At 37.3% G+C, this 14,531-nt stretch carries 15 protein-coding genes; 6 read left to right on the top strand and 9 right to left on the bottom strand.

Annotation, left to right across the window (positions count from 1 at the left end):
* Window positions 1-92: 92 nt before the first annotated feature.
* Both R2800_05010 and R2800_05005 read right to left on the bottom strand, forming a co-directional pair.
* A complete protein-coding gene (locus R2800_05010; protein ID MEZ5016391.1) occupies window positions 93-647 on the bottom strand; it encodes a GNAT family N-acetyltransferase in 555 nt (184 codons plus the stop codon).
* Between the two features lie 62 nt (window positions 648-709).
* On the bottom strand, window positions 710-925 hold the full coding sequence (locus tag R2800_05005) for a zinc ribbon domain-containing protein YjdM (GenBank protein ID MEZ5016390.1): 216 nt from the start codon (window positions 923-925) through the stop codon (window positions 710-712).
* Between the two features lie 63 nt (window positions 926-988).
* Between R2800_05005 and R2800_05000 the strand changes: the two genes are divergently transcribed.
* Window positions 989-1,240 carry a hypothetical protein gene (locus tag R2800_05000; protein MEZ5016389.1) on the top strand — a complete coding sequence of 84 codons (252 nt, stop codon included), beginning with the start codon at window positions 989-991 and terminating at the stop codon, window positions 1,238-1,240.
* Between the two features lie 41 nt (window positions 1,241-1,281).
* Window positions 1,282-1,548: a hypothetical protein gene (locus R2800_04995; protein ID MEZ5016388.1), complete on the top strand. Its 267-nt coding sequence runs from the start codon at window positions 1,282-1,284 to the stop codon at window positions 1,546-1,548.
* Here the strand turns inward: R2800_04995 and R2800_04990 are convergent, their stop codons facing one another.
* The 4 genes from R2800_04990 to R2800_04975 form a co-directional block, all read right to left on the bottom strand.
* A complete protein-coding gene (locus tag R2800_04990) occupies window positions 1,549-1,932 on the bottom strand; it encodes a hypothetical protein (GenBank protein ID MEZ5016387.1) in 384 nt (127 codons plus the stop codon).
* 53 nt (window positions 1,933-1,985) lie between these two features.
* Complete coding sequence (locus R2800_04985) at window positions 1,986-2,477, bottom strand: hypothetical protein (GenBank protein ID MEZ5016386.1); 492 nt, start codon at window positions 2,475-2,477, stop codon at window positions 1,986-1,988.
* Between the two features lie 72 nt (window positions 2,478-2,549).
* On the bottom strand, window positions 2,550-4,010 hold the full coding sequence (locus tag R2800_04980) for a hypothetical protein (GenBank protein ID MEZ5016385.1): 1,461 nt from the start codon (window positions 4,008-4,010) through the stop codon (window positions 2,550-2,552).
* Window positions 4,011-4,094: 84 nt separating this feature from the next.
* The gene (locus R2800_04975) at window positions 4,095-6,575 is read right to left on the bottom strand and encodes an outer membrane beta-barrel protein (GenBank protein ID MEZ5016384.1); all 2,481 of its coding nucleotides are present in this window, start codon (window positions 6,573-6,575) and stop codon (window positions 4,095-4,097) included.
* Between the two features lie 257 nt (window positions 6,576-6,832).
* On the opposite strand from R2800_04975, the gene R2800_04970 reads away from it, so the two are divergent.
* From R2800_04970 to R2800_04960, 3 genes are read left to right on the top strand one after another with little or no spacing between them, the layout of a single operon-like run.
* Entirely contained in the window at window positions 6,833-8,146 is a 1,314-nt protein-coding gene (locus R2800_04970; GenBank protein MEZ5016383.1) for a DNA polymerase IV, read from the top strand.
* Window positions 8,106-9,260 carry a PA0069 family radical SAM protein gene (locus R2800_04965; protein ID MEZ5016382.1) on the top strand — a complete coding sequence of 385 codons (1,155 nt, stop codon included), beginning with the start codon at window positions 8,106-8,108 and terminating at the stop codon, window positions 9,258-9,260. The genes R2800_04970 and R2800_04965 overlap by 41 nt, the downstream gene beginning before the upstream one ends.
* Before the next feature lie 30 nt (window positions 9,261-9,290).
* Window positions 9,291-9,791: a DinB family protein gene (locus tag R2800_04960; GenBank protein ID MEZ5016381.1), complete on the top strand. Its 501-nt coding sequence runs from the start codon at window positions 9,291-9,293 to the stop codon at window positions 9,789-9,791.
* A 35-nt stretch (window positions 9,792-9,826) separates the two neighbouring features.
* Here the strand turns inward: R2800_04960 and R2800_04955 are convergent, their stop codons facing one another.
* The gene (locus R2800_04955) at window positions 9,827-10,246 is read right to left on the bottom strand and encodes a helix-turn-helix domain-containing protein (protein MEZ5016380.1); all 420 of its coding nucleotides are present in this window, start codon (window positions 10,244-10,246) and stop codon (window positions 9,827-9,829) included.
* Between the two features lie 93 nt (window positions 10,247-10,339).
* Between R2800_04955 and R2800_04950 the strand changes: the two genes are divergently transcribed.
* Entirely contained in the window at window positions 10,340-10,780 is a 441-nt protein-coding gene (locus R2800_04950) for an SRPBCC domain-containing protein (protein ID MEZ5016379.1), read from the top strand.
* An 8-nt stretch (window positions 10,781-10,788) separates the two neighbouring features.
* Here R2800_04950 and R2800_04945 read toward each other — a convergent pair whose 3' ends face one another.
* On the bottom strand, window positions 10,789-12,594 hold the full coding sequence (locus tag R2800_04945; protein ID MEZ5016378.1) for a sensor histidine kinase: 1,806 nt from the start codon (window positions 12,592-12,594) through the stop codon (window positions 10,789-10,791).
* Between the two features lie 8 nt (window positions 12,595-12,602).
* Window positions 12,603-14,525: a sensor histidine kinase gene (locus R2800_04940; protein ID MEZ5016377.1), complete on the bottom strand. Its 1,923-nt coding sequence runs from the start codon at window positions 14,523-14,525 to the stop codon at window positions 12,603-12,605.
* Between the last annotated feature and the right edge of the window lie 6 nt (window positions 14,526-14,531).

Genomic DNA, 14,531 nt, shown 5'->3' with positions numbered 1-14,531 from the left:
TACTTATTGGTATTAATTAATAAAGTACAAATCTATACTAATATTATTGATTAGTCTAATGATTTTAATATTATTCCATAGTAAATTTGTAATTATTTAACATTCAGGGCATAGATGGTTTGTGTTTCCGGCTCTGTTTTTCCAACAAATAGATTTTCAAGGCCAAAATCGCGCTGAAAATCATTGCTTTGTAACAGCTTGATAGAAGCTAGGTTGTTTTTATGGGTATAGGCCGTTATCGTTTTCAGAAGCATAATTTCTTTGCCATAAACAAGAACTTTTTTTACGCTTTCGCTCATTATGCCTTTATTATGGTGTTCTGGGTGCAACTCATAACCTATTTCTGCTAAATCATTTTCTGGTTCTATATTCCAAAATACTATGCTACCCAGCATGTTTTGTGGTTGTTCTTTAAGGCAAATGCACCACATTATTACTTTGCTCTCTTCTTGTTCTGCTAGTATTTTCTCTATACGTGCTTTACTCTCCTCTATATTCTTTAATGGCGCTCTGCCATGTATGTATTTATTTACAGTAGCATGGTTGCGTATATCCATCATATTGGCAGCATCATCAACGGTTACTGCTCGTAGTAATAAACGCTCTGTTTCTAAAGTTGGAAATGGAGAGAACTGTAGATGTAACATGTGGAGAGGTATATTGAATATATCATAAAATAGCCCTTAGATCAACTAAGGGCTATATATGATTATGCTTTCTTTAGAAACTCTGCACGTAATACCATACGTGTACCATTAACTTTACAGTCTATCTCTGCAGGATCATCAGTGAGTTTAATGTTCTTCACCTTTGTACCTTTTTTGATGTCATCTGCACCTTTTACTTTAAGTGTTTTGATGACTATTACTGCATCTCCGTCCTTTAGTTCATTTCCGTTACTGTCTTTTACTATTATGTCTTCCATCGTTATTGGTTCTGTTTATTTAATAACTGCAAAGATAATATTATTGTTTATTTTGAGTGGACTATGATAGGAGGTCCTGTTCTGCTACAAGCTGCCATAGCTGGTGGTATTTTTTTGATTTCATCATTAATATGGGTTCTAGGAACGCTAGTATTATTCATAGGGTTGTTTAAAGTAGCCAATAAGTTGAAGGAACTAAACATGCCTTACAAGTCCTACAAAAGGTTTGGCATATTCTTTATTGTAATGTTTGGGTTTAGTGTATTGAAGTTGTTATTGACAATACTATCAGTTGTTAGAATGACTTATACTTAATTGCATTTAGTTTTTATCTTGCACCTCAAATTACTAACAGGATGAATCCACAAATTGTCGGCGGTTTACTCTATATACCAACTATATATTTTGCCTACTTAGCCTATAAGAAATTTATGGAAATGAGAGCTCATGGCAAGAAAGCTAAAGAACAACCTAGCTTAAAGGGGGATAAAGAATATGAAGAAGAAGGAGGAAGATTGCTAAGACGTTTTAATACTTTGGGGTTATTGACACTAGCAATGTATTTAATTGCTTTTCGTGTATTCACATCCCCATCTATGGCGGAGATATTTGCGGGTTGGTAGTTACTGCCACTGTGTTTTGGTAAAAATATATACACCATTCTTGTCGTAAAACTTATGCTGCACACGATAGGTGCTATTAGGCAACTTTACGCCTTCATCATTCTTGTCATCGCCACTATGCATACGCGCTCTTGCTACATCCTCAGCAGTAGCATTGGGCATGGTATAGTAGTTGCACAGTATTAGTCCCTTTAGATAGCGCACACTATCCAGTCTAGTATCTTTATTCAGTATTTCAGGACAACTTTTATCTGCAGTTATAGCAATGGTCTTTAGCCGCTCTTCCGTCATAGGCTTTACGGTAAACTGTTGCGCCTTTACATTGTGTATGCTGATCAATACCATTATTATGGTAAATAACCTTTTTATGAGACCTCCATTCATAATATAAATATAAGGAATGCTAGAACGTTTTTTAGGCTGATATAGAAGCTTTGCTATAATTCATAGTAGACTCTTATAATGTCATATCCTTTTGTATTAGGTTTTACAATATGCTTGTGGTAGTAATAAGTGCAAAGGTTGTATTCCTGGTCAAAGTGTATTGCTATACGTTCATTAGAACCTGGTGCATTGCTTTCAAAATATGGCCATGTACTTTTGGGTACACCCTCATCTCTGAAAATGAAATTCTTCTCTTTTCGATATAGCTTTATAGTAGTTGGGAATACACCATAGTGAGGAAGTAGCAATACAGAGTCATCCTGTAGTTCCATACGTAATGTAAAGCTATCAATATGATAGCTTGTATTTTTAGAAGTGTCGTCGGGATATATGGTGATTTCTTCACCACCAAATAATCTCGAACCTGTAAGGTCTGCTAGTGTATATGCTGGCCTAATATAAGGACTAGTATCCTCCTTTTGCTTACAGCTATAAAGTAGACATGTTGCAAGAAGCAAACATAAGAAGTTGCTGTAGGTATTCACGATAGTAGTTTTAGTCTACAGTTAAGTTACGTTTTTAAAATATAGGTTTTGTAATTAGTTTGTCTGTTATTATTATTTTTCATTGTTCATCTGTACACTTGCTTCTAGCTCGGCAAATGGTATAATGGTTTTCATATTATACCTGTTTTTCCAAGGCCAAGCTTGCACTATAGTATCTACTTCTAGGTCTAGCTCCTTTATAGCATTATACAAGGCTATTTGTTTGCTGCCGGCTTTGCGCAATGGTGCTCCATCTTTGATAAATGCCATATCACCTTGAAAGAGTATCTTCTCTTCAGGAAAATAGAACAGTGTATAGTCATCAGTATGTTCTGATTTTTCACCTATATGGTATAGTATCATTTTGTATTTGCCGTCAGTTATCGTTTTCGTTTTTTCTACTACCTCTGTTAATAAAAGTTTGGGTTGCAGTTCTAAACTATCGGGGCTAAGGGTATGTGGGTTTAATGTAATGAACTCTAGATAGCTAATATCACTTGCTTGAGTAAGCACCGTAGCGTCTGCATGTACAAATGGGCGAATACCACCAATGTACCAAGGATGATGATGGCAAAAGCTGTAATACTTTACAGGTTTATTGGGTGCTATTTTCTTAGCCTCTGCTAATACTAATTCTCCATTTTTACTATTTAATGGTGCATCTACGACTACAAAGAAATCATCTAAAGCTACCAGCAAAGCTGCGGACTCTGCTTGTGGCAGGTGTATTGCATAGAGATGGTCGCTTAGCTTTTGGGTAGTAGCCGTATGGGGTACTTCAGGCTCGTCATCATGTATCTTATAGTCAGCAGGCTGTTCAATAAGTACAGGTGCTTTATCTATATGTTTTACATACTGGAGGTGTAAGGTGTCTGTAATGCCATTTACCTGTTCAAAAGTTATTGTTTGCGGATAATGGTAATGAATGTCTTTATCAATATTAGTATAGTTGGTATACCTAATAGTATATACAACGTCTCCATATAGCTCGTCATCAATTGTGATGGTAACCATGTCTAGTTGGTTGTATCTATTAATGTATAGGCTAATGGGAACATCGTTGATCTTATTGCTGTATATAGTATGCTCCTTATTACTTGTTTGGGTGTTTGTCTTGTCCAGCTTACCAAACTTTTGTAGTAGTAGTATAGGGTGGTGTTTAGCTATTCTAAACACTTCATTAGCTAGCATGCTCTTGGTTATTTTCGCTGGCTGCTTACTATTGAGAGGTTGTTTAAGGAGTACCCCTTCTTTAAAAGTTTTTAGACTGATATAAGCTCTATCTCTAGTGGCAAAGGAATCTCTAAGGCTAATGCTATTACTGCTCACCCACATGGTGCCACTATGTGCTATATGGCTGGTCATCCAAGGGCGGGGAGAGTGGTAGGTTTTGTATTCGCTATGCGTATAAGTATATACATCTGTTTTATCAGAGGTCATCTGTGCTATACATTCCTGAAGAGCGTCGTTGGTAGCAAAACTATAGGTGCTACAACTTAATAGTAATACTGAAGCTAGTAATACTCTATACATGTGAAGGCGATTTTTGGTAAACGATATTGTAAAAGACGGTAAAATGATTTTATCCGATAGTTAATGAAATGGTAAAAGGAAATACTAAAACAACTCAGGTACTTCTCGAGCTGCAGGGAAGGAAGTGAACCTGTATATTAATGATAGCATGTAGTAACTACCTATTCTGTTTACGGCAACGTCTTCATAATAGTTGTCATTAATGTTCCTTTGTACGGTAGGGTATTTGTTGAAGATGTCAAAAGCTTGTATGCTTAAGAATAAACCTTTTATTTTTTTGAATTCTTTATCTACTGATGTGTTGATGAGTAAAAAGTCTTGTTCAAAATCTTGGTTTAAGCCATTGTTAGATATATAAGAGATATCATACTTCCAGGTAATGTTGAACGGTAGGATAAAGGAGCCTTGTTGTGATAAATTATGTGTCTGTAATAGGTTGTTAGTGCTATTGGTAGTTATAGTTTTATTCCAGCTATAGTTATAGGTCAAAGACCCTTCGTAAATATCCTCTAAAAAGAAAACCATTCTTATTCTGGGACTGATCAGATAATTCTTTCTTTTCTGTAAGATGTTATTGACCACACTGACATTATTTTGAAGAGATCCTTGTATTGATGTAGTCAGTCTTATTTTCTTTTTTAGAATAGGGACGGTATTACTAATGCTAGATGAAAGGCTATAATTGCCATCGGCATTTATGGGTCTTGTTTCTCTTTTACTATTGGTAATGATAACATTGTTGGTGATCTTTTGCTGATACCAGCTGCCATGCAAATTAATATTGGTATTTGCCCCGGAAGGCTTGTAATTACGATAATTGAGGCTAATGGTATTGCTTATTTCTGGTTTCAGGTTAGGGTTGCCAATATAGATGTTAAGGCTATCAGTATAGTCGGGCACAGGTTGTAGTTGATTAAGATTGGGGGTATTGATACGACCATTATAGCCTAAGCCAATGTTTTGTGTCTTGCTCAAATCATATTGAACATGAAGACTAGGTGCATAGTTTATCCCTTTTTGCGCTACGTTGTTATTGCTGTTAATCGGGTCAGTAGTTTTACGATCGTAGGGTAGTAATTGAAAACCTAGTGTAGTATAAAACCTATCAGTAGTATACTGATAAGTAAGTCCTATGTTATGTTCTATATTAATGTTTTCATAAGTTCTACTTTGTGCCGTGTCGGTTATGGTAGCGCCATTGTTCTCCAGTAACACTTCTCGGTTATTGTTGCTGTTGTCGTAGGTGTTATTATAGTCCAGGGACAGTAGATTCCTTTTGCCAATTGGTTCGCTATATCTGATGCCTACATTAGTAGATAGATTCTTATTGTTCCCGTTGATTAGGTTGATAACCGTATTGGAAGAGAGCGGCATAGTGTAACTATTGCTTGTAGTATTGTTGCCTTTGTTCTCTTTGTTAGAGTAAGTGGCAAAAGCTCTTATAATTAGTGTTCGCTTTTCTTTGGCAAATGCCTTCATTACGGTATTACTCAGCCTAAGGTTAATATCATCATTGTTATTAGTTACTGTAGTAGTACGTTGAAAATCGATAAGTCTTTGCTCGTTCTGATAGGTGATATCCGAATTGTTGTTATCAGCGTTTTGGTTTCTATAGCTTATCGAGATATCGTTGTTGATCCTTAGTTTTTCATTAGGTTTCCATCTGCTACGCAAGTTCAGTCTATGGCTATTGTTTTGGCTAACGGTGTTTTGTTGTTGCTCTTGCAGTAGTATGCTATCATTGGCTAAGTATGTGTTTCTTAACGTGGAGCTGGTAAGGCTGTTGGTATGATTATCAAAATAATAACCACCACTAAGTTTCCATTTAGGATTGATGTTGTTAGAAAAGTTGATATTTGCTTTCCGCTCATTGCGCACACCTGGAGATCTCCATGCATTGTTATTGAAGCTATTGCTTACGTCAGACATACCCGTGTTGTTGATATTGCCTATTGCAGTTACACGGCTTCCTTCTTTAGACATGTAGTTGCCAAATAGTCCCGACTGGTACCTGTCTTTTGTGCCATAGCCCACAGCGCCTCTGCCGTAAATACCACTCTTATATTTTTTCTTGAATTGCAGGTTGATGACTTTATTCTCTGCCGTTTCTTTGCGTCCGCTAAAGCTGGCCTCCTCACTATGGTAGTCAGCTACTTGTATCTTTTCCAGTATTTCGGCAGGCAGGTTTTGGGTAATAGAGGTAAGGTCATCGGCATCGTATTCTTTGCCGTTGATGTATAGTTTGGTAACCGTTTTGCCATTAATGGTAATAGTGCCGTCTCTACTTACTTCTACACCTGGTAGTCTTTTCAGAACATCTTCGGTGGTGGCTAGAGGGTCTTTATAAAACGAATCTACCTGATAGCTAATGGTGTCTTTATTGATCTTGATAGCAGTTTTGGCACTGATGATTATTTCACCTATTTGCAATGTGTCATTGAAAATAGAATGAGTAGTAGAGTCTTGCTGCTGGGCTAATAGCCTAGATAATGTAAATAATAGTATAAAGGTGAGTAAGCCTGTTTTCACAAATGGTGTTCTGGTTTTTCTTAACAAATGCAGCAATCGTCCTTTTTAACTATATGATAATCAAAGATCATTCTCTAAAAGGTAATGGTATCTACAATCCATTAAATATATGTTTTTTAATGGATTTTCTTGTGAACACGTGGGCACTATAAAAGTGTTAGTTGTCATTACTTTCCCTTGCATGTATTTATACGCCTTTCGTAATATCCTTTTCTTTATACAAAAATCTATATTTTATTTGTACAAATGTCTAAAATGTGTACCTTGCTGTTAGAAACAGAAAGCACAAACACATGAGACAGGGTTCTTCTGCCACAGCCAATCTTGATGCAGTGGTGATGTACATAGATATGAATAGTTATTTTGCCAGCTGTGAGCAGCAGGACAACCCCCATTTGCGTCACAAACCTATGGGTATCGTTACTTACGATGGCCCACATTCTGCCGTAATAGCTCCCTCGCGAGAGGCCAAGACCTATGGGATAAAAACAGGCATGCGCCTGTCGGAGTGCAGGGAGCTTTGTCCGCAGATTATCCCTGTATTAGGCCGTCCATACCGTTATAGAGAGTATCATATCATGATCATGGAGGTACTCAATAGCTATTGCGATGATGTGATAGCCCGCAGTATAGATGAGGCGTCGATGAATTTCACTTCCTACCGTTTGGTATACAAAGATTTCGTAGCTCTTGCCAAGCAGATCAAAGAAGATATCCGAAAAAAATGTGGTGATTATATTACCTGTAGTATAGGCATTGCACCCAATTCTTTCCTTGCTAAGCTGGGTACGGAGCTACAAAAACCTAATGGGTTGGTACGCATCACTCCCGAGAATATAGATGAACAATTGTCTAAACTAAAACTCACCGACCTGCCCGGTATCGCTACTCGAAACGAGCGTCGGCTCAAGATGGTAGGCATCAATACACCATTGCAGTTGAGGCATACTTCAGAGGCATTGTTGCGCAAGGCATTTGGTGGTGTGGTGGGCAATTATTGGTACAAGCGGCTCCACTTTATGGAGATAGACATTTACACCAGCGGATATAAGAATATGAGTGCAGGGCGTACGGTGTCGCGTCAGCAAAGGGAATCGAAACAGGCGTTGGATAGTTTGCTTATTTCTCTCTGCACCCGTTTGGAGCAGCGCATGGTAAAGCAAGAGGTGTTTTGCAGGTCGCTACATTTCCGCATCAAGTATCGAGACCATACCCGCTGGGAGACTACTGTAAAACTGGCACACCCTGAACAGGATGCTATTGAGTTGAGGAAATATATACTACACGATGCACGAGCATTTGAGCAGTCGAGAAACACAGACCTCTTTAACAACAACGTACAGAATATGTGTGTGACCATTGGCAGCTTCGTAAGCGATAAGATGGTGCAGTACACACTCTTCGATAATCGTATACGACAGGATGTGCTACGTAAAGCCATGTACAATATAAAAGATAAATACGGACGGGATAAGGTGCGCAAAGCTTCCGAGACCATTACGCCTAAGGTAATGAGAGATGCCATAGGTTTCGGCTCGGTAAAAGACCTCTACGACCCCAGTAAGGATGATGGCAAGGTCAACCAGTATCTACTGGAAGAAGAGTAGCAAGCAAACAAGATTCAAAACAGAACATAAAAAACACATCATGATCAACCAGCAAGCCGATCACCGGCATGATAAGGGAAGGGGTGCGCAGTACAACCCCAAAAACAAGTACTTAAAAAACGAATACGTGCAAGAACATTCAGAAGGCATAGACGATTGGGAGCAGGAAAAACGCCATACGGAATATATCTATGACGATAGCCGCACATTGGTCAATAAAGTGACCAGTCCCGATGTGGGTATGATGTATTCTGCCAATCCTTATCAGGGTTGTGAGCATGGGTGCATTTACTGCTATGCACGAAACTCACATGAGTATTGGGGCTATAGTGCAGGGGTAGATTTTGAGAGTAGGATAGTAGTTAAGAAGAATGCACCTGCATTACTCAAGAAGTTTTTTGAAAATAAGAATTGGCAACCAGCCCCTATATCCCTATCTGGCAATACCGATTGCTACCAACCCATAGAGCGTAAGATGCGCATCACTCGCAAGCTATTAGAGATATGTCTTGACTTTAGAAATCCTGTAGGCATACTCACTAAAAACGCATTGGTTTTGAGAGACCTCGACCTACTACAAGAACTCAACAAGTATGGATTAGTGAGTGTTTTCTCTTCCATCACTTCGCTAGATGAAGACCTTCGTAGAGTGTTAGAACCAAGAACAGCATCATATAGGTCAAGACTAAAGGTAGTGGAGACTTTATCTAAAGCAGGCATACCTACCGGTATTATGAATGCCCCAATCATACCGGGGCTTAATGATAATCATATGCACGACGTCCTTAAAGCTGCCTCTGAAGCAGGAGCACAAAGAGCAGGGTATACGGTTGTAAGATTGAATGGTGCTATAGGTGGTATCTTCAAAGACTGGTTGTTTAAAAGCTTTCCAGACAGAGCAGATAAAGTATGGAATATGATAAGTGCCTGCCACAATGGACAGGTCAACGATAGTCGCTTTAGTAACCGTATTGTAGGTGACGGAAAATATGCAGAATTGATACGCACACAATTCAAGCTCTACTGCAATAAGTTTGGGTTAAATAAAATAGATAGCCAACTAAATACACAAAACTTTAGGAGAATACGCCACAGTCAACTGCCACTGTTTTAGTAAATTTACCACCATATATAAACTAACATAATGAACATTGTACAAGAACTTATTGACGAACTGAAAAGAGAATCAGTAGCTACCCGCAAGCTGTTGGAAGTAGTGCCCGAAGGCAAGAACGATTGGAAACCACATGAGAAATCGTTCCCTTTAGGCAGGTTGGCAGGCCATGTGGCAGAACTACCCGAGTGGCTAGCCCTTGTGATAAAGAAAAATGTATTTGATATAGGTAGCGACCATTTTGAGCGTTTCTACCCAAACAATAAAGAAGAGCTATTGGCTAAGTTTGATGAGAAACTACAGATGGGCTTAGATACATTGGCTTCTATGACAGCTGAGCAACTGGAAGAAGAATGGACCTTTAAATACGGTGATCATATTATCAGTCAAAGCAGCAGATATCAAAATATAAGAACTTGGGCGTTGAACCATCAGATACACCACCGCGCGCAATTAGGTGTTTACTTACGTTTATTGGATGTAAAAATACCAGGCACTTATGGTCCTTCAGCAGACGATAGGGGTATGTAATTATTGATAAAAAAGTCACTCTTTTGAGTGGCTTTTTATTTTACATGGTGTTCTTTTTTTAATTTTTGAGTTATTTCTTTTATTACTTTATTCCTTTCTCCAGTTACTCTTTTCAAGTAATTGACGTCGGCATTATTCCCCTCAACATGTATTGCCCCCCAGTGGTACATATCAATTACAATAGGCACTAAATCAAGCCCACGTTGCGTAATAGAGTATATATACGAAGACTGGTTGTCTTTATCAATCTCCTTTTTGAGTATACCATTATCAACAAGTCTCTTTAGTCTTTCTGTAAGTATGTTCGTCGATATACTTTCCAGTTGTACAAAATCTCTGAAATGGCGATGACCAAAGAAAATAATATCTCTTAGTACCAACAATGTCCATTTGTCTCCAAACACTTCTAATGATAGGTTCACTGGGCAATCTGACCGTCTCTTTATACTATCCATAAAACAAAATTATACATAGTACTTGTAAAATAAAAGTACTTTTTATTACATTTGCAATGTACTTGCAAAGTGCAAGTACATAAAAGCTAAATTATGGGATACACAACAGAAATTATAATAGAAGCAATGCCTGCAGATGTATTTAATGCATTGACAAAAAAAGTACAAGACTGGTGGGGGTACACGGATAATGAAGTAAAAGAACTTGCGGATATATTTACTACTAGCTTTGACAAAACCTTCTGGAAGTTTGAAATAACAGAGTATGTGCCAAACAAGAAACTTACCTGGACTTGTATTGATGCTAGACATGTACATGAAGGGTATAATGGTATAGAAAAAGAATGGCTGGGTACTAAGGTGAAATGGGAGCTAGTATTATTAGCTGACAGGACTAAAGTATATTTTGAACATGAAGGTTTAGAACCAGAATTGAACTGTTACGAATTATGTAGTACAACTTGGGAAATGTTTTTAGTTACTAGTCTAAAAAAATATGTAGAAACAGGTATAGGTAAGCCAAGTTTGATGTAAGTATCAGATCAAGGTATATGGATGGAGACTACAGTGCCTTTTCCTGGTGCTGTGTCCCATTCTATAGTACCATTTAGGTAACTAATTCTTGTTTGTAAATTTTGTAATCCTATACCATCTTTTGAGGATACCTTTTTAGGATCAAAACCATTACCATTATCTTCAATAGTAATATTTATACCATCTTCATCCTTTATAAGTGATATATCCAGAGTATCGGCATGTGCATGCTTGATCGTATTGTTTACACATTCTTGTACTACACGATAGAGCACAGTTTCTACATTACTGGCCAGCCTCTCGTTGAGCCCTTCTGAGTAGACGTTGATTTTCAGTACATGGCTATCTATTTTGTTCAAAAACTCTCTTATAGCTGTACCTAAACCCGATTTCAACAAAGCATTGGGCATAATAGCATGAGATACAGTACGCACTTCTTTACAACCTTCATCAACCAATAGTCTTGCTTTTTCGAATGCACTACGTTGTTCTTCATTGGCAAAAGGTATGTCGTTACTAATAACCGACAGGTTCATACTAGCAGCACTCATAGTTTGCCCAACACCATCATGAAGATCTCCTGCTATACGCTTCCTTTCTTTTTCTTCAGCTTCTATTACTGCTTTGGTGGCTAGCTCTTGTTGATGTATAATGGCTTTTTGTAAACGATCTTGTTGGCGTAGTCTATAGCGGTTGTAATAGGAGGTGCCTAATAATAAAACCAGTAATAGTAAAACAACAATTCCAATAATGACGTAATTCTTCTTACTGATCTGCTCTTTTTGTAATATTATTTGTTGCTCTTTTTTCTCTGTCTCATATTTTGTTTGCAACTCAGACAGCTGTTTCGAAGTTTCTTCACTGAAGATAGAGTCTTTTAAAGCATAGGCAGCTCTACTGGTTTTTAAAGCTAAGCCCATTTTACCTGCATCTTCCTCAATAGTAGATTTGAAAGATAGGATATCAATAAGCTCCCTGTTCAGATGTTCAGACTGTGCTATTTGATAAGCAGTGTCAATATGTGCTAACGCTTGTTTGTAATTCCCTAAGGCTTGGTAGGTACGAGCCAGGTGCATATTAGACAAGGAAATGCCATATTTATCTTCATTCAACTTATCATAGGTTAGGCATTGTTTTAGGTTGCTCAATGCTTTGTTATATTCCTTATTAGCTATTTGAATATCTGCTATGTTAGATAAGGCAATGGCTATTGCATTAGTGTTATTGATTTTTTTCGCATAGGTTAGTGCACTATCATAGCTCATTAAAGCGGAGTCACTAATGCCTAATTCATTATATACTGTACCTAAATTATTGTAGGTAAAAGAAATAGCGCTACCCAAATTAAAGTTTTTAGCTACCTCATTAGATCTTCTGTAAAAGGGTAGTGCTTCTCGCCATCGCTTCATGCTTTTGTATACAATGCCAATGTCATTATAGGTTACACAAAGCCCATAAGGGTCTTTGGTCTTTTCCTTTATTTTTAGGCTTTTAAGATGGTAGTTCAGCGCCTCGTCGTAGTTGCCTTTATTCTTTTCTAAAGCGCCAATTACAGCATAACACTCTGATAGTACTTTTTCATTATTGTATTTTTGAGCTATAGCAATAGCTTCATTAACATATAACCTGCTTGTATCTCCTGATATTCTTAAATACTTTTTACCGATCAAATAGTTGATCATAGCTTTATCACTATCTGAAGAAACAGTAAGAACCTGCTTAAAACTATCAATACTTGTTCTATTACTTTGTGCGTAGGAAACACTACTATGAAAAATGACAGCTATTATTAATATCCAGTATTTGATCTGCATAGTTCTTTTTAGTTAACATCAACATGTATACTCACAACGGTGCCTTTCCCTTTTGCGGTATCCCATTCTATAGTGCCGTTGAGATAGCTGATGCGTGTTTGTAAATTCTGTAATCCTATGCCATCCTTATTGTCTATTTTCTTCAGGTCAAATCCCTTCCCGTTATCTTCTATAGTGATGCTGATACCATCTTCATCTTTTATTAAAGTGATGTCTAATGTATCAGCTCCTGCATGCTTAATTGTATTGTTAACGCATTCTTGTACTACACGATAGAGTACAGTTTCTATATTACTTGGTAGTCTTTCATTAAGCCCTTCGGTATAGATATTCACCTTCAGTACTTTAGCGTCTATTTTATGTAAGAACTCTCTTATTGCCGTTGCTAATCCCGATTTTAATAATGCATTGGGCATAATGGTATGAGAAACTGTACGCACTTCTTTACAACCTTCATCGACCAATAGTCTTGCTTTTTCAAATGCACTACGCTGTTCTTCATTGGCAAAAGGTATATCATTACTGATAACTGAAAGGTTCATGCTAGCTGCACTCATGGTTTGTCCTACACCATCATGAAGGTCTCCAGCTATACGTTTCCTTTCTTTTTCCTCAGCTTCTATTACCGCTTTGGTGGCTAGCTCTTGTTGATGTATGATGGCTTTCTGTAAGCGGTCTTGCTGGCGTAGTCTATAGCGATTGTAATAAGAGTAACCTAGTAGTAAAATGAGGAGTAATAAAATAACAATACCTATTATGATGTAATTCCTTTTAGTTATCTCTGCATCTTGTAAGATTATCTTTTTCTCTTTCTTTTCTGTCTCGTACTTAGTAGACAGCTCTGATATGATCTCTTTATTCTCCATATAAGAGATAGAGTCTCTAAAAGATCTATATTGTTTTAAATAGCTATAGGCAGAATCATAGATCCTATTTCTCGAATAGAAATCAGACAAGCTTTCCAAGGCTTCATAGTGTTGTTTGTTATTGCCAATTTCTATAGCTATAGCTAATGCCTTTTTTATGTTTTGTTCAGCCAGTTTTAGATTACCTTTTCTTTCATAATTCTCACCCAAATAGTTATAAGTATAGGCGAGTTCGTTCATTTCACCTATTTGCTCTCTTATTTCAATAGATTGTTTCAGGTAAGCTTCTCCATTTACAACATCTCCGTTTTTGGAATAAGCAGCACCAATGTCGTTGTACAAGAAAGCAACATCATCTAATCTATTTGTTTGTTGAGCAATGGCGAGTGCTTTTTTATAATAGTATAATGAGCTATCAAAATTCCCCTTCTCTCGTTGTACAATGCCAAGGTTATTTAATGATTGAGAAATAGCACTGGAGTCTTTTAGTTCCTCTCTTATGGCTAGTGCTTTTAGATGATAGTCTTGCCCTTTTTCTAGGTCGCCAAGATTAAGGAATAATATGCCTAGTCCGTTATAACTGCTACTTTGTAGATTTTTATCATTATGCTCCTCTGCTATCTTTAATGCGTTTAGTGCATGTGCCACGGCCTCATTGTAGTTAGCCTTTCTTCTTTTTAAGCTAGCCAGCATAAACTCTGCCCAAAATTGGTGTCGATAGGCATCTATTTCTTGAGCAATTTTCAATCCTGAATCTACAACAGCAATACCTTCATCGATCATACCTACATTATCATATGCATAACACATGCTTATATAGGCTGCCGCTAATTCTTCTTTATGATTTCCCGACATAGCTTTGTCTATCGCATGCCTGCTATAAACAATTGCCTTTTTGTCGTTTTTGCCTAATTGATAATAGCTTAATCTGCTGTATATATCAGCTTGAAGTTTAATGTTGTTATCAGCACTAGCTATAACATTCAATAATGAATCTTCAGTATTGTCTTGTGCTATACATGGTGTGGCAAATAACAATAATAATAGTGTGACAAGAAGTCTCAATAGAAA

Origin of the sequence: Flavipsychrobacter sp., assembly GCA_041392855.1 — a bacterium.
GTDB lineage: Bacteria > Bacteroidota > Bacteroidia > Chitinophagales > Chitinophagaceae > UBA5543.
This window is presented reverse-complemented; position numbering and strand designations above follow the sequence as displayed.